At 69.6% G+C, this 23,727-nt stretch carries 23 protein-coding genes; 10 read left to right on the top strand and 13 right to left on the bottom strand.

Translation table 11 applies throughout. The annotated features are described in order from the left end of the window. Positions 1-98 precede the first annotated feature (98 nt). Complete coding sequence (locus ACIBLA_RS28920) at positions 99-1,127, top strand: LLM class flavin-dependent oxidoreductase (RefSeq protein WP_399200326.1); 1,029 nt, start codon at positions 99-101, stop codon at positions 1,125-1,127. A 75-nt stretch (positions 1,128-1,202) separates the two neighbouring features. Here the strand turns inward: ACIBLA_RS28920 and ACIBLA_RS28925 are convergent, their stop codons facing one another. After that, positions 1,203-1,595 (bottom strand): SCO5389 family protein, encoded by a 393-nt coding sequence (locus tag ACIBLA_RS28925; RefSeq protein ID WP_363241313.1) that lies wholly within the window; start codon positions 1,593-1,595, stop codon positions 1,203-1,205. A 213-nt stretch (positions 1,596-1,808) separates the two neighbouring features. Between ACIBLA_RS28925 and nucS the strand changes: the two genes are divergently transcribed. Then, positions 1,809-2,480, top strand: a complete 672-nt coding sequence (nucS, locus tag ACIBLA_RS28930) for an endonuclease NucS (protein ID WP_363241312.1) — start codon at positions 1,809-1,811, stop codon at positions 2,478-2,480. A gap of 24 nt (positions 2,481-2,504) precedes the next feature. Here the strand turns inward: nucS and ACIBLA_RS28935 are convergent, their stop codons facing one another. The 3 genes from ACIBLA_RS28935 to ACIBLA_RS28945 all read right to left on the bottom strand — a co-directional run bounded on the left by ACIBLA_RS28935 (position 2,505) and on the right by ACIBLA_RS28945 (position 4,827). After that, complete coding sequence (locus tag ACIBLA_RS28935; protein ID WP_363241311.1) at positions 2,505-2,651, bottom strand: hypothetical protein; 147 nt, start codon at positions 2,649-2,651, stop codon at positions 2,505-2,507. 152 nt (positions 2,652-2,803) lie between these two features. After that, the gene (locus ACIBLA_RS28940; protein WP_399200327.1) at positions 2,804-2,947 is read right to left on the bottom strand and encodes a hypothetical protein; all 144 of its coding nucleotides are present in this window, start codon (positions 2,945-2,947) and stop codon (positions 2,804-2,806) included. A gap of 455 nt (positions 2,948-3,402) precedes the next feature. Further along, positions 3,403-4,827: an aspartate ammonia-lyase gene (locus ACIBLA_RS28945; RefSeq protein WP_363241310.1), complete on the bottom strand. Its 1,425-nt coding sequence runs from the start codon at positions 4,825-4,827 to the stop codon at positions 3,403-3,405. A gap of 256 nt (positions 4,828-5,083) precedes the next feature. On the opposite strand from ACIBLA_RS28945, the gene ACIBLA_RS28950 reads away from it, so the two are divergent. From ACIBLA_RS28950 to ACIBLA_RS28965, 4 genes are all read left to right on the top strand, one after another. Then, a complete protein-coding gene (locus ACIBLA_RS28950; protein ID WP_399200329.1) occupies positions 5,084-6,370 on the top strand; it encodes a dicarboxylate/amino acid:cation symporter in 1,287 nt (428 codons plus the stop codon). After that, complete coding sequence (locus tag ACIBLA_RS28955; RefSeq protein ID WP_399200331.1) at positions 6,367-7,086, top strand: aspartate/glutamate racemase family protein; 720 nt, start codon at positions 6,367-6,369, stop codon at positions 7,084-7,086. Before ACIBLA_RS28950 ends, ACIBLA_RS28955 begins: the two co-directional genes overlap by 4 nt. A 46-nt stretch (positions 7,087-7,132) precedes the next feature. Next, a complete protein-coding gene (locus ACIBLA_RS28960; protein ID WP_363241307.1) occupies positions 7,133-7,819 on the top strand; it encodes a GntR family transcriptional regulator in 687 nt (228 codons plus the stop codon). 82 nt (positions 7,820-7,901) lie between these two features. Continuing rightward, positions 7,902-8,897, top strand: a complete 996-nt coding sequence (locus ACIBLA_RS28965; protein ID WP_363241306.1) for an NAD-dependent epimerase/dehydratase family protein — start codon at positions 7,902-7,904, stop codon at positions 8,895-8,897. Positions 8,898-8,936: 39 nt separating this feature from the next. Here ACIBLA_RS28965 and ACIBLA_RS28970 read toward each other — a convergent pair whose 3' ends face one another. From ACIBLA_RS28970 to ACIBLA_RS28980, 3 genes are all read right to left on the bottom strand, one after another. Next, positions 8,937-11,459 (bottom strand): ATP-binding protein, encoded by a 2,523-nt coding sequence (locus ACIBLA_RS28970; protein WP_399200332.1) that lies wholly within the window; start codon positions 11,457-11,459, stop codon positions 8,937-8,939. A 209-nt stretch (positions 11,460-11,668) separates the two neighbouring features. Continuing rightward, positions 11,669-11,992 (bottom strand): STAS domain-containing protein, encoded by a 324-nt coding sequence (locus ACIBLA_RS28975; RefSeq protein ID WP_399200333.1) that lies wholly within the window; start codon positions 11,990-11,992, stop codon positions 11,669-11,671. Positions 11,993-12,216: 224 nt separating this feature from the next. Next, positions 12,217-13,065, bottom strand: coding sequence for a 3-hydroxyacyl-CoA dehydrogenase family protein (locus ACIBLA_RS28980; protein ID WP_399200334.1), 849 nt, complete (start codon positions 13,063-13,065; stop codon positions 12,217-12,219). 277 nt (positions 13,066-13,342) lie between these two features. Between ACIBLA_RS28980 and ACIBLA_RS28985 the strand changes: the two genes are divergently transcribed. After that, positions 13,343-13,915 carry a cob(I)yrinic acid a,c-diamide adenosyltransferase gene (locus ACIBLA_RS28985; RefSeq protein WP_363241302.1) on the top strand — a complete coding sequence of 191 codons (573 nt, stop codon included), beginning with the start codon at positions 13,343-13,345 and terminating at the stop codon, positions 13,913-13,915. Positions 13,916-13,926: 11 nt separating this feature from the next. Here the strand turns inward: ACIBLA_RS28985 and ACIBLA_RS28990 are convergent, their stop codons facing one another. Beyond that, positions 13,927-14,505 carry a hypothetical protein gene (locus ACIBLA_RS28990; protein ID WP_399200360.1) on the bottom strand — a complete coding sequence of 193 codons (579 nt, stop codon included), beginning with the start codon at positions 14,503-14,505 and terminating at the stop codon, positions 13,927-13,929. Positions 14,506-14,656: 151 nt separating this feature from the next. Between ACIBLA_RS28990 and ACIBLA_RS28995 the strand changes: the two genes are divergently transcribed. The 3 genes from ACIBLA_RS28995 (at position 14,657) to ACIBLA_RS29005 (ending at position 18,519) form a co-directional block, all read left to right on the top strand. After that, positions 14,657-15,856: a sensor histidine kinase gene (locus ACIBLA_RS28995; RefSeq protein ID WP_399200335.1), complete on the top strand. Its 1,200-nt coding sequence runs from the start codon at positions 14,657-14,659 to the stop codon at positions 15,854-15,856. Then, the gene (locus ACIBLA_RS29000) at positions 15,853-16,503 is read left to right on the top strand and encodes a response regulator transcription factor (RefSeq protein WP_363241300.1); all 651 of its coding nucleotides are present in this window, start codon (positions 15,853-15,855) and stop codon (positions 16,501-16,503) included. The genes ACIBLA_RS28995 and ACIBLA_RS29000 overlap by 4 nt, the downstream gene beginning before the upstream one ends. A gap of 165 nt (positions 16,504-16,668) precedes the next feature. Beyond that, positions 16,669-18,519: a glycoside hydrolase family 18 chitinase gene (locus ACIBLA_RS29005; protein WP_363241299.1), complete on the top strand. Its 1,851-nt coding sequence runs from the start codon at positions 16,669-16,671 to the stop codon at positions 18,517-18,519. Between the two features lie 79 nt (positions 18,520-18,598). Here the strand turns inward: ACIBLA_RS29005 and ACIBLA_RS29010 are convergent, their stop codons facing one another. From ACIBLA_RS29010 to atpA, 5 genes are all read right to left on the bottom strand, one after another. After that, the gene (locus ACIBLA_RS29010; protein WP_363241298.1) at positions 18,599-19,045 is read right to left on the bottom strand and encodes a DUF2550 domain-containing protein; all 447 of its coding nucleotides are present in this window, start codon (positions 19,043-19,045) and stop codon (positions 18,599-18,601) included. A 136-nt stretch (positions 19,046-19,181) separates the two neighbouring features. Continuing rightward, positions 19,182-19,556: a F0F1 ATP synthase subunit epsilon gene (locus ACIBLA_RS29015; RefSeq protein WP_354604884.1), complete on the bottom strand. Its 375-nt coding sequence runs from the start codon at positions 19,554-19,556 to the stop codon at positions 19,182-19,184. A gap of 121 nt (positions 19,557-19,677) precedes the next feature. Then, entirely contained in the window at positions 19,678-21,117 is a 1,440-nt protein-coding gene (gene atpD / locus ACIBLA_RS29020; protein ID WP_363241297.1) for a F0F1 ATP synthase subunit beta, read from the bottom strand. After that, on the bottom strand, positions 21,117-22,040 hold the full coding sequence (locus ACIBLA_RS29025) for a F0F1 ATP synthase subunit gamma (protein ID WP_363241296.1): 924 nt from the start codon (positions 22,038-22,040) through the stop codon (positions 21,117-21,119). Before ACIBLA_RS29025 ends, atpD begins: the two co-directional genes overlap by 1 nt. Before the next feature lie 20 nt (positions 22,041-22,060). Next, the gene (atpA, locus tag ACIBLA_RS29030) at positions 22,061-23,659 is read right to left on the bottom strand and encodes a F0F1 ATP synthase subunit alpha (protein ID WP_363241295.1); all 1,599 of its coding nucleotides are present in this window, start codon (positions 23,657-23,659) and stop codon (positions 22,061-22,063) included. Positions 23,660-23,727 lie beyond the last annotated feature (68 nt).

Consider the following 23,727-nt stretch of genomic DNA (forward strand, 5'->3'; position numbering starts at 1 on the left):
CAATCGCAACAACTTCTGCGGCGCCCGTGCCCATGGCACGTGTCAGACGTTATTGCCAACAGGGGGGAGCCGCGTCAGCCGCAAGGAGGCAGAAGGCGATGCGAGTTGGAGCTTTTGTACTGGCCGCCCAATTCCCGGGCCAGGGCCAGGGGGAAGCACTGCACAGAGCTGTGCGGACGGCGGAGGTCGCCGAGGAGGCCGGACTGGACTCGGTCTGGCTGGCCGAGCACCACTTCGTGCCGTACGGCACGTGCCCGTCGGCGGTGACACTGGCCGGCCTGCTCCTGGGACGTACCCGGCGCATACGAGTGGGTACCGCGGTCAGCGTGTTGCCGAACACGCATCCGGTGGCGCTCGGCGAGCAGGCGGCGCTGCTGCACCTGCTCTCCGGCGGACGCTTCTCGCTGGGCGTGGGCCGCGGCGGGCCATGGGTCGATCTGGAGGTCTTCGGTTCGGGTCTCCAGGCGTACGAGAGCGGCTTCCCCGACTCGCTCGACCTGCTGCTGCGCTGGCTGCGCGAGCCGCGGGTGTCGGCGGACGGCGAGCGCTACCGGTTCCGTGAAGTCCCCGTCGTACCAAGGCCCGACGAGCTGATCGGGGGCGCGGGCGGGCCCGAGGTCGTCGTGGCGTGCACATCCGCGAAGAGTGTGCGGCTGGCGGCCGAGCGGGGCCTGCCGATGCTGCTGGGGATGCACTGCGGGGACGAGGAGAAGGCCGACATGGTGGGCCTCTGGCGTACGCACGCCATCGCCGCCGGCCACCCGCCCGAGGCCGTGGACGGCGCCGGGCACGTGTCGGCGGGGGTGGCGCAGATCGCCGACGGCCGTACGGAGGCGACCGAGACGCTGGTGAAGGCCATGCCGGGCTGGCTGCGGCAAGGGCTCGACGCCCATGTGACGGTGGACGGCAGGCACCGGTCCATGCGCGATCCCGTCGCGTACACGGAGTTGCTGTGCGGTCTGCATCCGGTCGGGCCTCCCCGGCTCGCCGCCGACCGCCTGGCGGCCACGGCGGAACGAACCGGAATCACGCGCTTCGCGCTGCTCGTCGAGGGCTCCGGGGACCTGGCGGCCACGGAGGAGAACGTACGGAGGATGGGTACGGACGTGCTCCCCCAACTGTGCTGAGGGCACGGCCGGGTGAGCGTGGCCGTCGGGCGGATTCCTGTGTCGACCCAGGAATCCGCCACCGGACCGAAGCCGTCAGCAGTCCCGGAGTTCCGGGGACTGGTTGAGCAGCTGCCCCCTGATGGAAGTGAAGCGGGCGAGTCGTTCGTCGACCGCGGGGTCGAGCGGGAACACCGCGACCCGGTGACAGTTCTGGAATGCCAGACGTACTCCGAAGTGACGCTGAAGCGCACCGCGGATCGCGTCACTGGCGAGTGCGCGCAGCAGCTGACCGCGCGCCTGCTCGTCCGGCGGCGGCGTCTGGTTGTCGGCGAACTCTCCGCCGTCCACCTTCAGCTGGGCCACCAAGGAGCTGATCATCTCCCACGCGAAAGGCAGGGAGGTCCGGACGCAGTCGACGAATTCCGCTTCGTCGACCTCGCCTCGCTCGGCCTGCTCCAACAGTGCCGGTGAGACGTCGAGCGACATGGGTTCTCCTCTCGCGACCCCAGCAAACCGGGGCCTTACGGGCAGGGAAGGGGGAGACGACGACGCAGCGTGCACGACCGACGACCTCCTGCATCCACGTTATGCGTGCTGTCCGGACCGCACCAGGCGAATGGGAACACAACCGGCCACAAACGAACGGGGCTTGAGGGGCGAATCGCGGCGAACGGCGGCAGTCGAGTAGCGTTGCGGACCATGCGTCTCGTCATCGCCCGCTGCTCCGTCGATTACGCGGGCCGGCTCACCGCCCATCTGCCCATCGCGCCCCGTCTGATCCTGGTCAAAGCTGACGGGAGCGTGTCGATCCACGCGGACGACAGGGCGTACAAACCGCTGAACTGGATGTCGCCGCCCTGCACCCTCAAAGAGGGCACCGGGAACGATGTCGGTGTATGGACGGTCGTGAACAAAGCGGGCGAGAAACTGATCATTACCATGGAGGAAATACTCCATGACTCGTCACATGAGCTCGGAGTCGATCCAGGCCTGATCAAGGATGGCGTGGAAGCGCACCTCCAGGAGCTTCTGGCCGACCGCATCGAGACACTGGGCGAGGGCTACAGCCTGATCCGCCGCGAATACCCCACCGCCATCGGCCCGGTGGACATCCTGTGCCGCGACGCGGACGGCGCGACGGTCGCGATCGAGATCAAGCGCCGGGGCGACATCGACGGCGTGGAACAGCTGACGCGCTACCTCGACCTGCTCAACCGTGACCCCCATCTCTCCCCGGTCCGCGGCCTGTTCGCGGCCCAGGAGATCAAACCCCAGGCCCGTGTTCTGGCGACGGACCGGGGCATCGGGTGCGTGGTGCTGGACTACGACGCGCTGCGGGGCATCGAGGACGACAAGCTGCGGCTGTTCTGAGAGGCGGGGCGCGGTGTCCGGCTTTCACAGCTTCCACTGGCAGGGCCGCGCACTGGAGGGAGCCGAGCTGAACCGGGCGCTCGACGAGCTGCTGAGTCCCACGGGCAGCAGCGCGTATCTGCGTGCCTCCAGCTCCTTGCCGCACAGAGGGAACACCGTCGCCGCGGGCATCGCGCTAGACCATTTCCAGTACGCGGGCGCGCTGACCCGATTCGGTGGGGAGAGCGCGCTCGAACGGTGCGAGGCAGACGTACTCGCGGTAGCCCGTGAGTTGCTTCGCCGACCCCCACACCCAAGGACGACGACACGTTCGAGGGCGCCAGTCACGCGAGCGCCTTGAACGCGATGATGAACATCGCACAGCCGCAGGACGCCGACCTGATAGCCGACGCCCTGGCACTCGCCTCCGACTGCTGCACAGCGACCACCCGATGGCGGTGGGCATCGCGCTCGACCACTTCCACCACGGTGACGGAGTGTCCGAGGTCCTTGACGCGGACGACGTCGAAGCGTACGAGCCCGAGGTGCTCAGGCGCGCCCGCGAAGTACTTCGGCGGCCTCCTTCACCTCCGGGACTGAGCCCGCAGTACGGCGCGGCCGCCAACCACGTGAGTGCGTTGAATCTGATCGGCGCCGGTAACGCGGAGGCCTCGGACTCCGAAGTGGTCGTGGACCTGCTGGAGAGGACCGCCTCGGAGGAGGTCCGCGACAAGGCGCTGTGGGTCGCCCACGGGGTACTGGGGAAGATGACGACCCCGGACTCCCGTCTCGTCGAGAACTGGCCCGCCCTGACCGGCCGTTGGCGGCTCCTCGCCACAAAAGTGCGCGAGAGGGTGCACGGGGGACGGCCTCACCCGCTGAGCCCGCACGACGGGAGCCGGCCCCGGGCCCGCCGCCCTCACGGGTATGGCGGCTCGCCCGGTCACGGGGTGAGCGCCACGGAGGGCGGGGAGGTCCGGCCGGTGAGGTTCTCGGGGCTCAGGATCGTGTCGAGCTGCTCGACGGTGAGGTAGCCGGCCTCGGCCGCCAGGTCCTTCACGGGGCGGCCGGTCGCCAGGGCCTGGCGGGCGAGGGCGGTGCAGGCGGCGTAGCCGATGTGCGGGACGAGCGCGGTGACCAGACCGACGGAGCGGTGAACGCTGCCGTGAAGGCGGTCACGGTTGGCGGTGATGCCAGGAACGCACCGAGTGGCGAGGGTGTCGCAGGCGGCACGCAGGTGGGTCAGGGAGCGCAGCAGGCTGTAGGCGATGACCGGTTCGAAGGCGTTGAGCTGGAGCTGTCCGGCTTCGGCGGCCATGGTCACGGTCAGGTCGTTGCCGATGACCTCGAAGGCCACCTGGTTGACGACTTCGGGGATCACCGGGTTTGCCTTGCCCGGCATGATCGACGAACCGGCCTGCACCGGGGGCAGATTGATCTCACCGAGGCCCGCGGTCGGGCCGGATGAGGTCAGACGCAGGTCGTTGCACGTCTTGGAGAGCTTGACGGCGACACGCTTGAGGACGCCGGAGAGCTGGACGAAGGCGCCGCAGTCCTGGGTGGCCTCGATGAAGTTGCCCGCGGGCTTGACGGGTTCGCCGCTGATCCGGGCGAGATGGGCGCAGGCGAGTTCGGCGTAGCGGGGATGGCCGTTGATGCCGGTGCCGATGGCGGTGCCGCCGAGGTTGGACTCCAACAGCAGGTCGGCGGCCTCGGAGAGGCGTTCGCGGTCCTCCTCGATCATGACGGCGTAGGCGGTGAACTCCTGGCCGAGGGTCATGGGTACGGCCTCCTGGAGCTGGGTGCGACCCATCTTGAGCACGTCGCTGAACTCCGCCGCCTTCGCGGTGAAGCTGTCGGCCAGCGCGCCCAGGACGTCGCAGAGCCTGCGCAGCGACATGACCAGGGCGAGGCGGACGGCGGTGGGGTAGACGTCGTTGGTGCTCTGGCCCAGGTTGACGTGGTCGAGAGGGTGGACGACCTCGTAGTGGCCGCGGGGGTGGCCGAGGATTTCCAGGGCCCGGTTGGCGATGACCTCGTTGGCGTTCATGTTCGTCGAAGTGCCCGCGCCGCCCTGGACGGGGTCGACGACGAACTGGTCGGCGAGACGGCCGACGCCGATCTCCCGGCACGCCGCGATGATCGCTTCGGCGATGTCCGCGGGCAGCAGGCCGAGGTCACGGTTGGCGGTCGTGGCCGCCTCCTTCACCGCGGCCAGTGACGTGATCAGGTCCGGGAATTGGGCGATGGTCGACCCGGTGATCACGAAGTTCTCCACGGCCCGCACGGTGTGCACGCCGTAGTAGGCGTCGGCCGGTACCTCCTTGTCTCCCACCATGTCGTGTTCGACGCGTGTGCTCTGTGCCATCCGGTGCTCCTCGTCCAGCCGTCGACTGCGGCAGACCTGCCGTGGGCCGGTCCGGCACCGCTCGTGATGTCAGTGCGAGACCTCTTGACAGGTGACTGCTCGGGGACCCAGTCTTACCGCCCAATACGCAGAGCGCAATATATTAGAGAGGTCAAAGGTTCTGATGAAACCCCCAGAGACCCCGGTGAACAGCACAGATGCCGACTCGGGTACGCGGCCGGGATCACGCCCCGGGCTCCTTCGTCGCTGTCTGCGGTTGCCGATCGGCGTGCAGTCGATCATCGCCGTCGGCATGGGAGCCCTGATCGGTTCCTTCGCTCCGGGGGCCGGCGAGCAGATGAAGATTCTCGGTGACCTCTTCCTCAACCTGGTCCAGGTCGTCGTCCTGCCGCTGGTCTTCCCGCTCATCGTGCTGGGCATCGCACGCATGGAATCGGTCAAGAAGGTCGGCCGGATCGCCGCCAAGGCCATCCTCTACTTCGAGGTCGTCACCACACTCATCCTGCTGATCGCGGTCGGGCTCGCGAAGTTCACCGGCATCGGCAAGGGCGCCCCCGTCCAAGAGGCCGACGCCAAGGACCTGGACAGCGTCAGCCAGGGCATCGACTTCCATGAGTTGGTTCTGCACGCCGTGCCGAAAAACATCTTCGCGGCCTTCAGCGAGGGCAACCTGCTCGGCGCCATCACCTTCGCGCTGCTCGTGGGCGTGGCCATGGCCGCGATCGGGGAGAAGTCCGAGCCCTTCGCCAACGTGCTGGAGTCCGTCGCCGCGGTCATGTTCAAGGTCGTCGGCTACGTCATCCGCGTCGCCCCGCTCGGCGTGCTCGGCTTCATCTCCTACGACGTCGCCCATTACGGCTTCGACAGCCTGCGCAGCCTCGTCGGCTTCATCGCCGTCGTCTACGCGGGTCTGGCCATCGTGCTCGGCGTCCTGTTCCCTCTCATCGCCGCGATCTACCGCATCCGATACGTCCACCTGCTGAAGTCGGTTGCCAACCTGGCGGGCATCGCCTTCGTCACCCGCAGCTCCGAAGCCGTCCTGGCCCCGCTCATGGGCAAGCTGGAGGCCTTCGGCCTCAGCCGGTCCACGACCTCGTTCGTCGTCCCCCTCGGCTACTCTTTCAACACCGACGGCTCCGTCCTCTACCAGGCCGCCGCACTGGTCTTCCTCGCCAACGCCTACGGCGCCGACACCTCCCTGCCCGCCCTGCTCCTCATGGTCGGCGTGCTGGTGATCCTCTCCAAAGGCATGGCAGGCGTGGCCTCCGCCTCCATCGTCGTCCTCATCGCCGCAGGCAACACCATCGGCCTGCCCGCCGAAGGCATCGCCCTGCTCCTGGGAGTTGACTTCATCGTCGACATGGCCCGCACCGGCGTGAACGTCATCGGCAACTCCCTCGCCGCTGCGGTCGTCGACAGCTCCGAGAAACGCCGGGAGGCCAAACACCCCACCGACCCGGCCGCACCCACGGCGGCCACGCCCGACAACGCCGGCCACGAAGCCGCTCGGCCTCAGCCTCTCCAGAAGGACACCGCTCAATGACCACTTCGGCCGATACCACGGAGATCATCGGCATCCTGGGAGGCATGGGACCGGCGGCCACCGCCGACTTCTACACCACCCTGGTCTCGATGACACCCGGCCGCACCGACCAGGAGCACCTCAGGACAGTGATCTGGTCCGACCCCACCATCCCCGACCGCACCGAGGCCCTTCTCGGCGACGGCCCCGACCCCACCCCCTGGCTCCTCAACGGCAGCCGCGTCCTGCGCGAGGCGGGCGCGACCGTCATCGCCATACCCTGCAACACCGCGCACGCCTTCGTCCCCCGCATCACCGACCACGTCGGCCTGCCGATCATCCACATGATCGGTGAGGCCGCCCGCGACCTCACCGCCCTCCAGCCGCCCGTGCGCACCGCGGGGCTGCTCGCCACCACCGGCACTGTCCGCGCGGGCCTTTACCAGGAATGGCTCGACCGCCACGGCATCCAGCTGGTCCTGCCCTCCGCCGACGAGCAGGACCAGGTCATGGCGGCCATCCGCGCCGTCAAGGCCGGCGACCGCGCCGCCGCGCGTGCCCCACTGGCGGACGCCGCGCACCAACTGACGCGACGGGGCGCACAGGCGGTCATCGCCGGCTGCACGGAGGTCCCCCTCGGCCTGCCCGCCGACAGCGTCGACGTCCCTCTCGTCGACCCGGCCGTCTCTCTCGCCCGAGCCCTGATCCGCCGAGCTCAGGAGGCTTTGAGGCCATGACCCAAGGGCGGGGACACCGAAGCAGGGGCGATGTATTGTACGCAATATGTCACTTGACAGCCCGGTATCCCGCCGCCTCCTCAGCGACGAGGTCTTCCAGCGCATGCGCGACTCCATCGTGCGCGGTGATCTCCTCCCCGGCGAGAAGGTCAAGGACGGTGAGCTCGCCGAGCGCCTCGGTCTGAGCCGTACCCCGGTACGCGAGGCGCTCGCCCGGCTGGCCGACATCGGCCTCGTAGAGGCAAAGCCCGGCGTCTACACCCGCATCACCACCCTCAACCGCCGCGACGTCGAGAAGGCCCTCGCCGTTCTGCGCTCCCTCGACCGGCTGGCCGTCGAGACGGCGGTACCGGTCATGACCGAGCAGGACCTGCGGCGCATGCGCGAGGCCAACCGCGACTTCGAACACGCCGTGGCCGCCAATGACACCGCCGCCGCCCTGGCAGCCGACGACCGCTTCCACGCCGTCCCCCTCACAGCGGCGGACAACCCTGTCCTCAGCCGGATCGTCGAACAGCTCCACCCCCAGATCCACCGCATCCTCTACCGCAAGTTCTCCACCCTGCTCGGTGGACGCAACACCATCGAGCACCACGCCCAGCTCGTCGAGGTCTGCGCCACCGGCGACGCCCGCGCCGCCGCCGAACTCTCGGCCCAGCACTGGTCGGAACTCGGGGGACACATCAACCAGTTGTTCGACACCAACCAGTTCGCGGAAGAGGCCAACCTCTAGGTCCTGTCCGGAGGCGACGGACCCGGTCTGCTGTCAGCTAATTCTCTCCGGTGTTCCGTGTGTGCGGTGCTTGGCTGGTGGCATGGAGATCTTGATTCTGGGCGGAACGGCGTGGGTGGGCCGCGAGGTGTCGCGGCAGGCGATCGAGCGTGGGCATCGCGTGACCTGTCTGGCTCGCGGCGAGAGTGGGGAAGTCGCGGACGGAGCGCGCCTGGTGGCCGCCGACCGGCGTGATCCGTCGGCGTACGAGGAACTGCTCGACCGGGGGTGGGACGCGGTCGTCGAGGTGTCGTGGCAGCCGGGCTTCGTCCGTGGGGCGCTCGACGCGCTGGGTGACAGGGCCGGGCACTGGGTCTATGTCTCCTCGGTCAGCGCCTACGCCTCGCACGCGGCGCTGGACGCGGACGAGTCCGCCGTCCTCCTGCCTCCGATCGACCGGAGCGAGGCCGACCGCGACGTGTACGGCGAGGCGAAGGTGGCCTGCGAGCAGGCGTCGACGGCCGTCGTGGGTGACCGCCTGCTCATCGCGCGGGCCGGTCTGATCGGAGGCCCCGGGGATCACTCGGGACGCTCGGGCTACTGGGTGGCCCGAGCCGCACGTGATCCGCGGGGACCCATGCTGGTGCCCGACACCCCGGACACGCCGACACAGGCGATCGACGTACGGGACCTCAGCGCCTGGCTGCTCGACGCCGCGCGGGCGGGCACCACCGGCACGTACAACGCTGTCGGTCCGGCCGTCCCGTTCAGGGAGTGGATCGAGCTGTCCCGCACCGTCGGCGGGCACACCGGTCCGGTGGTCACCGTCGACTCGGCGCGACTGCTCGCGAACGGCCTGGCCCAGTACATGGGGGCCGAGTCGCTGCCGATGTGGCTGGTCGAGCCGGGCTGGGAAGGGTGGTCGGCCCGGAACGGGTCGGCGGCGCTCGCCGCGGGGCTGCGTCATCGGCCGCGTGCGGAACTGCTCACCGACGCGCTGGTCTGGGAACGCGAGCAGGGCCTCGACCGGATACGGCGTGCCGGCCTCAGCGCCGAGCGGGAGCGCGAGGTGCTCGACACCGTCGCCCCCGGATCGTAACCACGGTTCGGGAGCGCCGTGTTGTGGTGCCCCGGCCGCTCAGATGACCGGGGACGTCGGGTCCGGTTCGGGCGCGTCGGACGTGCTGTCCGTCGTCGGGGAGTCCGACGGGGACGCCGAAGTCGGCTGTGCCGGGTTGCCCACCGTCGCCGACTCCATGGGCGGCGGTTCCGGGTCCGTCGGGGACGCCGGGGGTGTCGTCGGGGCCGTCGGGCTGGGGCTGGTCGGCGTGGGGCTCGGTGGCGGGGTGGTCTTCGTCGGGGTGGGCTCGGGGTCCGAGGGGTCCGGGTCCGGGGGGTTCGGGTCGTCGGACGGGGTCGACGGGGCGTCGGACGGGGTGTCGTCCGGGTCCGGGGACGGAGAGCCGTCGCTCGTGCTGGGCGTCGGGGCGCCCGAGCCGGTGGTGGCGGGGGCACTGCCCGGCTTGGCCGGCTTCTTCGTGCTCGCGTCCGCCGGCGTCTGGCTGTCGTAGCCGCCGGTGCCGTCGTCGTCCGCCGAGTGGTCCGTCTGGACGCGGTCGTTGGGCGACGTGTCGTTGCCCGACGCACCGAGGGTCACGACCGTGCCCAGTACGGCGGCGAGCACCGCGCCCGCGCCGGCGGCGACCAGGTTGCGGCGGGCGCCGCCCAGCACCGGACGACGGCGGCGTGCGGAGGAACTGTCGTCGCGCCGGGTCAGCAGCGTCGTCCGGTCGTTCAGGACGGGTACGACCATCGAGACCCCGCGCGGCGGCGACACGGGCGGTTCGCCGTCCACCGCGCGGAAGGCGGCCGGGGTGTTCCCGTTCTCGCGGTCGGTGACCAGGGCCAGCGCCCTGCGGCCGGAGACCGTGCCCCGCTTGTCCGCGACCGCCCCGCGCATGCCGATCGAGGTCTCCAGCTCGGCGCGGGCCCGGTCCAGGCTGCCGACGCAGAGCGCGAGGATCCCCAACTCGTGGTGGAAATACGCCTCTTCGGCGACCTCTCCGGCGATCCTCGCCGCCTCCTGGCCGATGCGCAGCGCGCGCTCCCAGGCGCCCCAGTGCAGTCCCGCCATGAAGGCGGGCGCCGCTCCCCTGGCCAGCAGCACGGCGGCGCTCGCGTGGCCCGCCTCGCCGCTCGACACCAGGGGCGTCATCGCGGCGAGCAGCGCGTCCGCCTCCGTGGAGGCCCGCCGGGGGGTGACCGACGGGTGCCCGGCCCACCAGCTGAAGTGCTGGACGGCGACGTGTGCCCGGGACGTGGCCTCGTCGGCGTAACCCTGCGCCTGAAGCTGGGTGAGCGCTCCCGCGGCGAGCCGGTAGCGCGGCCCGACGGGCGACAGGAGCCCGGCGTTCATGAGTTCGCCGACGGCGGCGTCGGCGTGGGTGTCGCCCACCAGGGCCGGCAGATGGGCCTGGTGCGGCACCTCGCCACCGAGCGCGACGGCGAACCGCAACGTCTCACGCGCCGCCTCGCCGAGCCGGGACGCGAGCAGCACGGCGGGCGCGGCGCCCTCACCGAGGGTCGGCAGCGGTACGTCGTACCCGCCGGCGGTGCCCCCCTCGTCCCCGAACCCGTCGCCCCGGCCCGGCCCTTGGCCGTACGGCGCGTCCGCCAGCTCGTGGACGAGGACCCCGTCCGCCTCGTACGGCTCGGAGTTTGCCTCGGCCCGCTGCCGGTCGCGTCCGCGCAGCAGCGCCCCGGCCTGGACGAAGCGCTGCGGCAGCCCCTCGGACTCGAACCAGAGGTCGCCCGCCCAGTTCGTCTCCTCGTCCGTCAGCGGGCGCCCCGTGGCACGCTCCAGCAGGTCGAGCGAGGCGCCGCGGCCGAGACCGCCGAGCAGGACGTCTTCGATTCGCGCGCGCGATATGGGGGCGTCGACGTCGGGGGTGATCGCGAGCAGGAAGGCGCATTCGGGCGCCGCTTCGAGGAGTTCGTCCAGCGGCTCGCCGCCGAATTCGAGGTCGTCCACGACGACCACGGCGCCGATGCCACGGACCAGTTCGTGCAGACCCCCGCGGTCGGGGCGGTACAGCACGGACCGGTAGACGGCGGCGTACAGCTCGTACAGCAGCTCGGTGACGGTGCGGTGGTGGCCGGAGAGCCGTACGACCCCGTCCGGCGCGAGGCCTTCGCAGTCGCCGGCGACAGCTTCGAGCAGTGCCGTACGGCCGGAGCCGGCCGACCCGGTGAGCCGTACGGAGAGTCCGCGCCCCAGCAGCGCGACGAGCTGTTCGCGCTCCTCCTGACGCTCCAGCAGCGGGAGCGGGGCCGCGCCGGGCCCCGGCGGCATGGGCGGGCGGCCCGCGCGGCGCCGCTCCGCCCGCTCGTCGGCGTCGAGCCTGACGGGGGCGGGCGGATGCGAGCCCGGCGGGCAGGGCTCGATCTCGCTGCCGTCGACGGGGTTGACGGTGATCAGGAAGTCGCCCGAGATCAACTCGACGGTGCGCGCGGGTGCCGGGTGCGTGAGCCACGGAGTCGGCCGGTCGGCGGCCTCGGCGGGTCTGTCGTCGGCGCGCCCGGCACCGGCGGCACCGGTGTCGGCGGGGCCGGCACCCGCGGGACGTGGGTCCGCCGGGTGGGTCGGGTCGGTCGGGTTCATCGTCAAAGCCCCCCAGATCGTGGCGTACGGTTGCCCTCCCGGCCCCGCACGCCCCGCTGTCACTTCTGGTCCGGTGCCCGCCGCATGGGTCTTCGGTCGGCCGACGGCCGAACCCTAAACCTCGGCACAGTATCCAGGAACAGCCGGGGTGCCACCGCGTCCGAGACGTCACGGTCTCGTGAGGATTGTGCGGGGCGCCGCGGGAACGCTCAGACGCGCGGAAGCGACTCCGCCGCGATACCGCCCTCGATGGCGAGGATGCGGTGCAGCCGGGTGGCCACCAGCAGGCGCTGCATCTGGGCGGGCACCCCGCGCAGGACGAGTCTGCGACCGCACCGGCCGGCCCGCCGGTGCGCGCCCATGATGACGCCGAGCCCGGTGGCGTCCCAGGAATCAAGTCCGGTCAGATCGAGCACCAGATCGCCGACTCCGTCGTCGACGGCCGTGTGCAGGACCGTACGGGCGTCCGCCGCGCTGCGGACGTCGAGGCGGCCCTCGACGACCAGCCCGGCGTGGTCGCCCCTGATGTACATATGCGCTCCCCGAATGCTTATGTGCTGCGCGTGCGTCTTCTCTGGCTTCTTCTGGCTTCTTCTGGCTTCTTCTGTCTTCTCTGTCTTCGTACGACGTGTTCGTGCAATGTCCTTGTGCAACAACTGACAGCCGCGCGGCCGAGGAAGTTGTCGTCCGTGAGTGAACTGATACCGAATTCACCCGGTGGGGTGAGAACGGCGGAGTGAGAGCGGAACGTACGAGATCAGTGCTTGTAGAAGCCCTGCCCGCTCTTGCGTCCGATGTCACCCGCGTCCACCATCCGGCGCATCAGCTCGGGCGCCGCGAACTTCTCGTCCTGCGACTCGGTGTAGATGTTGTCGGCCGCGTGCAGCAGGATGTCGACGCCCGTGAGGTCGGCGGTCGCGAGCGGCCCCATGGCGTGCCCGAAGCCGAGCTTGCACGCGATGTCGATGTCCTGCGCCGTGGCGACGCCCGACTCCTGGAGCTTGGCCGCCTCGACGACCAGGGCGGTGATCAGGCGGGTGGTGACGAAGCCCGCGACGTCACGGTTGACGACGATGCAGGTCTTGCCGACCGATTCGGCGAACTCCCGTGTGGTGGCGAGAGTTTCGTCGCTGGTCTTGTAGCCGCGTACCAGTTCGCAGAGGTTCATCATCGGTACGGGCGAGAAGAAGTGCGCGCCCACGACCCGTTCGGGGCGCTGCGTCGCCGCGGCGATCTTGGTGATCGGGATGGCCGAGGTGTTGGAGGCGAGGACGGTGTCGTCGCGTACGAGCTTGTCGAGCGTGCGGAAGATCTCGTGCTTGATGTCGAGCTTCTCGAACACGGCCTCGACGACGATGTCGGCGTCGCCCGCGGCGTCCAGATCGGTGGTCGTGGTGATCCGGGCGAGCGCGGCGTCCGCGTCCGCCTCCTCAAGCTTTCCCTTGGTGACGAATTTGGCGTACGAGGCGCGGATCGCGTCCTTGCCACGGGCCAGGGCCTCGTCGGTCACATCTCGCAGAATGACGTCCCAGCCCGCCTGGGCCGAGACCTGCGCGATTCCGGACCCCATGAGTCCGGCACCGATGACGGCGAGCTTCCTGGCCACGACGTACCCCTTGATTTCCGCTCCGGACCGGCGCGCGCGGCTTAACACGCGCTTTACATTTCTCTCTCTGCCGGAGGTTATCGGTCGTGAGCTGCCCTGTGTTGGTGAAGAGATGCGCGTCACGTCTCACATGACGGACATCACATCGAGAACGCACCGGGCGCCTCATCAACCGTGCCGTACAGCGTACTTGAGCGTTCTTTCGCCCCGCACGCCGCCGATGCCGTCGGCAGCCGACCGGCAGGCCTGGGCCGACCGGCAGGCCTAGGCTGACCGCATGGTCAATCTGACGCGTATCTACACCCGTACCGGCGACAAGGGCACCACGGCGCTCGGCGACATGAGCCGTACCGCCAAGACCGACGCGCGGATCGCCGCCTACGCCGACGCCAACGAGGCGAATGCCGTCATCGGTACGGCGATCGCGCTGGGGCAGCTGAGGGACGACGTCGTGAAGGTCCTCGTCCGGGTCCAGAACGACCTCTTCGACGTCGGCGCCGACCTCTCCACACCGGTGGTCGAGGAGCCGAAGTACCCGCCGCTGCGGGTCGAGCAGTCGTACATCGACAAGCTGGAGGCGGACTGCGACCTGTTCCTGGAGGAGGTCGAGAAGCTGCGGAGCTTCATCCTGCCGGGCGGTACGGCGGGGGCGGCGCTGCTGCACCAGGCGTGCACCGTCGTACGGCGCGCGGAGCGCTCGACGTGGGCGGCGTTCGAGGTGCACGGGGAGATCATGAATCCGCTCACCGCGACGTATCTCAACCGTCTCTCCGACCTCCTGTTCATCCTGGCCAGGGTGGCCAACAAGGAGGTCGGAGACGTGCTGTGGGTACCGGGCGGGGAACGCTAGCCGCCGCGCGGTTAGCGGTCGCTGTAGGACCTGGGCTTGTCCACCGGGGCGTGGTCGCCCGAACCCTTCTTCGGGAACAGCGTGTAGCTGGCGGCCCACACCAGGTTGATGCCGATCAGGAAGAGCATCTTCTGCTGCCACGCCTGGAGCGATCCGATGTCCCCGTCCGATCCGACGTACCAGATGGCGCCCTGGAGCAGGCCCATCGCGATGGCCGACGCCACGATCCAGCGGGCGGCCGTCTTCCACTCGTGGATCGCGCGGGCCTTGCCGTACTTCGGCGGCAGCACGGGCGGCGGGCCGCCCGCGAAGCGGTGGGCGAAGCGCTGGTCGGCCCACTTGATCAGCTGGGGGCCGAGGGCCACCGAGAAGCCGATGTAGACCGCGGCCAGGCCGTGCTTCCAGTCCGGTTCTGCGCCGTTCTTGAGGTCGATCGCCGTCACGACGAGCAGCAGGACCTCCAGCAACGGCTCGCACAGCAGCACCGCCATCGAAGCGCGCGGCATGCGGGCGAAGTAACGCAAGGACAGTCCGATGCCCAGCAGCACCCAGAATCCGACCTCGCAGATGATGATCAGCGTGATGATCACGACAGCCCCCTTTCGGCTCATTCCCAGCCTCCCGCCCCTCCGGGCCGAGAACGTCGTCACCAGTGACGAACCGTGACTGCATCCTTCGATGTACCGCGTCATCGCCCGGTACGTGGAGGTGCCCGCGCGGGGTGCCGTGTTTGATGGAGGGGTGACCGTTTTCCCCCGTCCGCACCGCGAGGACGTGCTGATCTCGGCGGCCGGCCTGCTCGGCGGCGTGCTGCTGTGGGCGCTCGGGCTGCACACCCAGGGCGGCCGTGGGCTGCCCGGTCTCTGGGTGCTCGGGCCGCTCGTCGCCATCTCCCTGGTGGAGTTGGTGCGCCGGAGCGCGCCCCGCACCGCCCTCCTCGTCGCCACACTGGCGCTGGTCGCCGACCAGTTCACCCTGGGCAGTGTGGCGACGGTCGCCATGTTCACGGACATCGTGTACGCGGCGGTGCTGTACGGCAGCCCGTCCGCCGCCCGCCGTATTCCCTGGGGCACGGCGGTGGTCACGGTCACCTTCACCGTCGCGGCCCTGAGCTGGCTCCGCTCGCCCGAGGCGCTGCTGTTCGGGGTGGTCGTCGCCGCGATCACGATCGCCCCGGCCACCACCGGTGTGCTGGTGCGCAATCACCGCGACGCCGCCGAGGCCGCCCGGCTGCGGGCCGAACAGACCACGCTGCTGGCCGAGATGGACCGTACGCAGGCCGTGACGGCCGAGCGCGCGCGGATGGCCCGCGAGCTGCACGACATGGTCGCCAACCATCTGTCGGCCATCGCGATCCACTCCACCGCCGCGCTCTCCCTCGACGACGCGCGCACCACGAAGGACGCGCTGGCGGTGATCCGCGAGAACAGCGTCGCGGGACTGGCCGAGATGCGCCGGCTGATCGGGCTGCTGCGGGACGCCGGCGACGACCGGGAGCCGGCGGCGGCGCCGACACTGCGGGCGCTCGACTCGCTCATGGAGCAGGCGCGTACGAACGGCGCGTCCAGCGGGCTGGTGTTCGCGCTGGAGGACCGGCGGGGCGACGGCGCGGCGCTGCCCGCGTCGGTGGAGATGGCCGCGTACCGCATCGTCCAGGAGTCGCTGACGAACGCGCTCAAGCACGCACCACGGGGCACGGTGACGGTGGCCCTGGAGCTCTCACGGCGCGCTCTGCGCGTCGAGGTCGCCAGCCCGTACGGCGACCGGCCCGGCCCCCGCGCGCCCGGCTCCGGCGCCGGTCTGGTCGGGATGCGTGAGCGGGTCGCGCTGCTGGACGGGGCGTTCGAGGCGGGCCCGGTGACGGCGGACGACGCCGGCGGGACGAAGATCTGGCGGGTACGGGCGCTGCTGCCCGTCGACGAGGAGAGCGGCACTTCATGACGATCCGGGTTCTGGTGGCCGAGGACCAGTCGGCGGTACGCGCGGGGCTGGTGCTGATCCTGCGCAGCGCGCGGGAGATCGAGGTGGTGGGCGAGGCGGGGGACGGCGAGGAGGCCGTACGGCTGGCCCGTGAACTGCGCCCGGACCTGGTGCTGATGGATGTTCAGATGCCGCGGCTCGACGGGGTGTCGGCGACCCGGCAGGTGGTGGCGGAGAAGCTGGCGGATGTACTCGTACTGACGACGTTCGACCTGGACGAGTACGTCTTCGGCGCGCTGCGCGCGGGCGCGTCCGGGTTCCTGCTGAAGAACACCGAGGCGCGGGAGTTGATCGAGGCGGTACGGACGGTGGCGCGCGGCGAGGGGCTGATCGCACCGGCCGTGACGCGCCGGCTGATCGCGGAGTTCGCGTCGCCGAAGGCCGTACGGTCACCGGAGGCGCCGGACCTCGCGGTGCTCGACGCGCTCACCCGGCGCGAGCGCGAGGTGCTGTCGTCTCTGGGCAGCGGGCTGTCCAACGCGGAGATCGCGGTACGGCTCGACATGGCCGAGGCGACGGTCAAGACACATGTGAGCAGGCTGCTGGGCAAGTTGGGGCTGCGCAGCCGGGTACAAGCGGCGGTCATGGCACAGGAGTTGGGCATCTGACCCACCCGTCACACCTCTGGTCTGGACCTATTGACGATTGGTCCAGACCTCCTTACTCTCACGCCACTGACTCGTGCGCGAGCTGTCGCAAGAGTCGGGTGTCACGGACCGCACCACCCCGGACCATCCCAGGACTCACCTCAACTCACCGTCGAGGAGTACCCGTTGAGCACGAACACCTCCCTGCGAAGAACCAGATTCAGGTCCAGATCCGTCGCGGCGCTGACCGCACTGCTCCTCCCCCTCGCCGCCATGGTCGGCCTCGCGTCCCCCGCCGAGGCAGCCGAGTCGGCCACCGCCACGTACACCAAGAAGTCCGACTGGGGCACCGGCTTCGAAGGCTCGTGGACGGTGAAGAACACCGGCACCACGACCCTCAACTCCTGGACCGTCGAGTGGGACTTCCCCGCCGGCACCGGCGTCACCACCGCCTGGGACGCCACGGTCACCAAGAGCGGCACCAACCACTGGACCGCCAAGAACGTCGGCTGGAACGGCACCCTGAACCCGGGCGCCTCCGTCACCTTCGGCTTCAACGGCACCGGCCCCGGCGCCCCCTCCGGCTGTAAGCTCAACGGCCTGTCCTGCGACGGCGGCAGCGTCCCCGGCGACACGGCCCCCACCGCGCCCGGCACACCCACGGCGAGCGAGATCACCAACACGTCGGCGAAGCTCAGCTGGAGCGCGGCCACCGACGACAAGGGCATCAAGAACTACGACGTCCTGCGGGACGGCTCGAAGATCGCCACGGTCACCGGTACGACGTACACGAACACCGGCCTGACGGCGGGCACCAGCTACTCCTACAGCGTCCAGGCCCGCGACACGGCCGACCAGACCGGACCGGTCAGCGGCTCCGTCGCCGTCAGGACCACCGGCGGCGGCACGGACCCGGGCCCCGGCGACCAGGTCAAGCTCGGCTACTTCACCGAGTGGGGCGTCTACGACCGCAACTACCACGTCAAGAACCTGGTGACGTCCGGCAGCGCGTCCAAGATCACCCACATCAACTACTCGTTCGGCAACGTCCAGGGCGGCAAGTGCACCATGGGTGACGCGTACGCCGCGACGGACAAGGCGTACACCGCCGACCAGTCCGTCGACGGAGTCGCCGACACCTGGGACCAGCCGCTGCGCGGCAACTTCAACCAGCTGCGCAAGCTCAAGGCGGCCAACCCGCACATCAAGGTCCTCTGGTCCTTCGGCGGCTGGACCTGGTCCGGCGGCTTCGGTGACGCGGTGAAGAACCCGGCCGCGTTCGCGCAGTCCTGCTACGACCTGGTCGAGGACCCGCGCTGGGCCGATGTCTTCGACGGCATCGACCTGGACTGGGAGTACCCGAACGCCTGTGGTCTGAGCTGTGACACCAGCGGTCCCGCGTCGATCACGAACATGATGCAGGCCATGCGCGCCAAGTTCGGCCAGAACTACCTGGTCACCGCGGCCGTCACCGCCGACGCCTCCAGCGGCGGCAAGATCGACGCGGCCGACTACGGCGCCGCCGCGCAGTACATCAACTGGTACAACGTGATGACGTACGACTTCTTCGGCGCCTTCGCCCCGCAGGGCCCCACGGCCCCGCACTCCCCGCTCACCTCCTACCCCGGCATCCCGCAGGCCGGCTTCAACTCCGCCGACGCGATCGCCAAGTACAAGGCGAAGGGCGTCCCGGCCAAGAAGCTGCTGCTGGGCATCGGCTTCTACGGGCGCGGCTGGACCGGCGTCACGCAGGCGGAGCCTGGCGGCACCGCGACGGGCGCGGCCCCCGGCACGTACGAGGCGGGCATCGAGGACTACAAGGTGCTCAAGAACACCTGCCCCGCCACCGGCACCGTCGGCGGCACGGCGTACGCGAAGTGCGGCAGCAACTGGTGGAGCTACGACACCCCGGCGACGATCGCGTCGAAGATGACCTGGGCCAAGGGCCAGGGTCTCGGCGGAGCGTTCTTCTGGGACTTCACCGGTGACACCGCGAACGGCGAACTCGTGACCGCGATCAACAACGGTCTGAAGTAGCACCGGCACGGCACACAGCGAGGGGGACGGCGCCCACGGGCACCGTCCCCCTCGTCGTACGTCCGAGAAGCCCGGCTACTCAGGCGACATTGACCCGCTGGCCGGGCGGCGCCGCCTCCAGCCAGGCGAGGAAGCCGGTCAGCGCGTCCTCGCTCATCGCCAGCTCCAGGCGCGTCCCCTTGTGGACACAGCCGAGCACGACGGAGTCGGAGAGCAGCGCCAGCTCCTCCTCGCCCTCGGGAGCGCGCCGGGCGCGCACCTCGATGGCCGAGCGCTCAAGGCTGCGGCGGGGCCTCGGGGAGTACGAGAAGACCCGGAACCAGTTGATCCGGTCGCCGCTGTAGCGGGCGACGCCGTACACCCAGCCCTTGCCGGACGTGTCGGGCTCCTCGCCCACGTTCCAGCGCAGCGAGCAGTCGAAGGTCCCGCCGGACCGCTGGATCAGCCGTCGGCGCAGCCCGAAGACGAAGAGCCCCACCGCGACCAGCAGGACGACCAGTCCGCAGACAAGCAGAGCGAGGACCATCGATACCGACCTCCTCGCCTCATCGAGTAACCCGTACGAACGAACAGAAACAGCGGCCCCATCGCCTCAGCCGCGACACGGTCTGGATGACTCCAGAACGGGCCGCGGCTGAGGGTAATTCTCCAGGAGCGGTGCGTCAGCGCACCGCCACAGCGCGCAGTCGGACATCGGCGCGCCGCTCGGCGGCGTCGTCCTCACCCGACTTCGCACGCTCCAGCGCGCGCTCGGCACGCTGGGCGTCGATCTCGTCCGCAAGCTCGGCGATCTCCGCGAGCAGCGAGAGCTTGTTGTCGGCGAACGAGAGGAAACCGCCGTGCACAGCGGCCACGACCGTTCCGCCCTCGGTCGTACGGATGGTCACGGGGCCCGACTCCAGCACACCGAGCAGCGGCTGGTGACCGGGCATGACGCCGATGTCGCCGGAGGTGGTGCGCGCGACGACCAGGGTGGCCTCGCCGGACCAGACACTGCGGTCCGCGGCGACCAGCTCGACGTGCAGCTCAGCAGCCAAGGGTGCTCCTCGGGTCACCACCCGGCTGTGTCGCCGGGTGTCGGTCTAATTCTATGGGGTCACGATCGGCGGTTCGGAGGGGGGCGGTACGAGCCCGCCCCCCGCCGAATGAGTCGGTGACTCAGGAGACGCCGAGCTCCTTGGCGTTCGCCTTCAGGTCCTCGATACCACCGCACATGAAGAACGCCTGCTCAGGGAAGTGGTCGTAGTCGCCGTCGCAGATCGCGTTGAACGCGGAGATCGACTCGTCGAGCGGCACGTCGGAGCCGTCCAGGCCGGTGAACTGCTTGGCGGCGTGGGTGTTCTGCGACAGGAAGCGCTCGACGCGACGGGCGCGGTGGACGATGAGCTTGTCCTCCTCGCCCAGCTCGTCGATACCGAGGATCGCGATGATGTCCTGGAGGTCCTTGTTCTTCTGCAGGATTCCCTTGACGCGGCTGGCCGCGTCGTAGTGCGCCTGCGAGATGTAACGCGGGTCCAGGATGCGGGACGTCGAGTCCAGCGGGTCCACCGCCGGGTAGATGCCCTTCTCCGAGATCGGACGCGACAGCACGGTCGTCGCGTCGAGGTGCGCGAAGGTCGTGGCCGGGGCCGGGTCGGTCAGGTCGTCCGCCGGCACGTAGATCGCCTGCATCGAGGTGATCGAGTGGCCACGGGTCGAGGTGATGCGCTCCTGGAGCACACCCATCTCGTCCGCCAGGGTCGGCTGGTAGCCCACCGCGGACGGCATACGGCCGAGCAGCGTGGAGACCTCGGAGCCGGCCTGGGTGAAGCGGAAGATGTTGTCGATGAAGAGGAGCACGTCCTGCTTCTGCACATCGCGGAAGTACTCCGCCATGGTGAGGGCGGACAGGGCGACCCGCAGACGGGTGCCCGGCGGCTCGTCCATCTGGCCGAAGACCAGCGCGGTCTTGTCCAGGACGCCCGACTCGGTCATCTCGTCGATGAGGTCGTTGCCCTCACGGGTGCGCTCACCGACACCGGCGAACACGGAAACACCGTCGTGCAGCTTCGCCACACGCATGATCATTTCCTGGATGAGGACCGTCTTGCCGACGCCCGCTCCACCGAAGAGACCGATCTTGCCGCCCTTGACGTACGGGGTCAGCAGGTCGACGACCTTCAGGCCGGTCTCGAACATCTCGGTCTTCGACTCAAGCTGGTCGAAGGCCGGGGCCTTGCGGTGGATCGGCCAGCGCTCGGTGATCTGAGCCGTGCCGTCCGGGTCGTTCAGGATCTCGCCGAGGGTGTTGAACACCTTGCCCTTGGTCACGTCACCGACGGGCACCGAGATGCCCGCGCCGGTGTCCGTCACCACGGCCTGGCGGACCAGACCGTCGGTCGGCTGCATCGAGATGGCGCGGACCAGTCCCTCACCCAGGTGCTGGGCGACTTCGAGCGTCAGCGTCTTCTTCTTGCCGTCCTCGGCCGGGTCGGCCACCTCGACGTGCAGTGCGTTGTAGATCTCCGGCATCGCGTCGACGGGGAACTCCACGTCGACGACCGGGCCGATGACCCGGGACACGCGGCCCGTGGCCGTGGCCTCAACAGTGGTCGTCATTACTTTTCACTCCCCGCGGTCGCGTCGGCCAGGGCGCTGGCGCCACCGACGATCTCGCTGATTTCCTGGGTGATTTCGGCCTGGCGGGCCGCGTTGGCAAGCCGGGAGAGGCTCTTGATGAGATCCCCGGCGTTGTCGGTCGCCGACTTCATCGCGCGCCGGGTGGCCGCGTGCTTGGAAGCGGCGGCCTGGAGCAGCGCGTTGTAGATACGGCTCTCGACGTAGCGCGGCAGCAGGGCGTCGAGGACGTCCTCCGCCGACGGCTCGAAGTCGAACAGCGGAAGGATCTCGTGCTTTGCCGCCGAGTCCTCTTCCTCCGCCGACGCATCGAGGGAGAGAGGCAGCAGCCGGTTCTCCACCGGCGTCTGCGTCAGCATCGAGACGAACTCGGTGAAGACGATGTGGAGTTCGTCCACGCCGCCGTCCGCCGTGTCCCGCTGGACCGCCTCGATCAGCGGTCCGGCGACCTTCTTGGCGTCCGCGTAGCTCGGACTGTCGGTGAAGCCGGTCCACGACTCCGCGACCTCGCGCTCACGGAAGCCGTAGTAGGCGACACCCTTGCGGCCGACGATGTACGTGTCGACCTGCTTGCCCTCACTCGTGAGCCGCTCGGTGAGCCGCTCGGCCGCCTTGATGGCGTTGGAGGAGTAGCCGCCGGCCAGTCCGCGGTCGCTCGTGACGAGCAGAACCGCGGCCCGTACCGGCGCCTCGGCCTCCGTGGTCAGGGGGTGCTTGGTGTTGGATCCGGTCGCCACCGCCGTGACCGCGCGGGTCAGCTCGGTCGCGTACGGCGTGGAGGCCGTCACCTGGCGCTGCGCCTTGACGATGCGCGAGGCGGCGATCATCTCCATCGCCTTGGTGATCTTCTTGGTCGCGGTGACGGATTTGATGCGACGCTTGTAGACCCGGAGCTGGGCTCCCATGAGTCAGGTCCCTTCCGTCGTCACTTGGAGACGTTGACGCCGGCCGGGGCGTCGTCGCCCAGAAGCTTGCCGTCCGAGGTCTCGAACTGCTTCTTGAAGGCGGCGATGGCGTCGCTGATGGACTCAAGAGTGTCGTCCGACATCTTGGCGCCCTCGGCGATGCTGGTCAGCAGCTCCTTGCGCTCGCGGCGCAGGTGCTCCAGCAGTTCGCTCTCGAAGCGGCTGATGTCCTCGACCGGGACGTCGTCCATCTTGCCGGTGGTGCCGGCGTAGATGGAGACGACCTGCTCCTCGACCGGGTACGGCGCGTACTGCGGCTGCTTCAGCAGCTCGACCATGCGCTGACCACGCTGGAGCGAGGCCTTCGACGCGGCGTCCAGGTCGGAACCGAAGGCGGCGAACGCCTCCAGCTCGCGGTACTGGGCGAGGTCCACGCGGAGGCGACCCGACACCTGGCGCATGGCCCGGTGCTGGGCGGAGCCGCCGACTCGGGAGACCGAGATACCGACGTTCAGCGCGGGCCGCTGGCCGGCGTTGAACAGGTCGGACTCCAGGAAGCACTGGCCGTCGGTGATGGAGATGACGTTGGTCGGAATGAACGCCGACACGTCGTTCGCCTTGGTCTCGACGATGGGCAGGCCCGTCATCGAACCGGCGCCCATGTCGTCGGAGAGCTTGGCGCAGCGCTCCAGCAGACGAGAGTGCAGGTAGAAGACGTCGCCCGGGTAGGCCTCACGGCCCGGCGGACGGCGCAGCAGCAGCGAGACGGCGCGGTAGGCGTCGGCCTGCTTCGACAGGTCGTCGAAGATGATCAGGACGTGCTTGCCCTGGTACATCCAGTGCTGACCGATGGCCGAACCGGTGTACGGGGCCAGGTACTTGAAGCCCGCCGGGTCGGACGCCGGGGCGGCGACGATCGTCGTGTACTCAAGCGCGCCGGCCTCTTCCAGCGCACCGCGTACGGACGCGATGGTGGAGCCCTTCTGGCCGATGGCGACGTAGATGCAGCGCACCTGCTTGTTCACGTCGCCCGAGCGCCAGTTGTCGCGCTGGTTGATGATGGTGTCGACGGCCAGGGCGGTCTTGCCGGTCTGGCGGTCGCCGATGATCAGCTGACGCTGGCCCCGGCCGATCGGCACCATCGAGTCGACGGCCTTGTATCCGGTCTGCATCGGCTCGTGCACCGACTTACGGACCATGACGCCCGGAGCCTGGAGCTCCAGGGCGCGGCGGCCGTCGGTCGCGATCTCGCCGAGGCCGTCGATCGGGGTGCCGAGCGGGTCGACGACACGGCCGAGGTAACCCTCGCCGACGCCGACGGAGAGCACCTCGCCGGTACGGGTGACCGACTGACCCTCCTCGATACCGCTGAACTCACCGAGGATGACCGCGCCGATCTCGCGCTCCTCCAGGTTCAGGGCGAGACCCAGGGTCCCGTCCTCGAACTTCAGCAGTTCGTTCGCCATGGCCGAGGGCAGACCCTCGACCTTCGCGATGCCGTCACCGGCAACGCTGACCGTCCCGACCTCCTCGCGCGAGGCCGCGTCCGGCTTGTACGACTGGACAAAGTTCTCCAGCGCATCCCGGATCTCCTCCGGCCGGATCGTGAGCTCCGCCATCTGGATTCCCTGCTCTCCTTGTTGGGCCCGAAGTTCTATGGGGGTCTGGGGGCGACCCCCAGGAATCT

Source organism: Streptomyces sp. NPDC050433 (assembly GCF_044458565.1).
Lineage (GTDB): Bacteria > Actinomycetota > Actinomycetes > Streptomycetales > Streptomycetaceae > Streptomyces.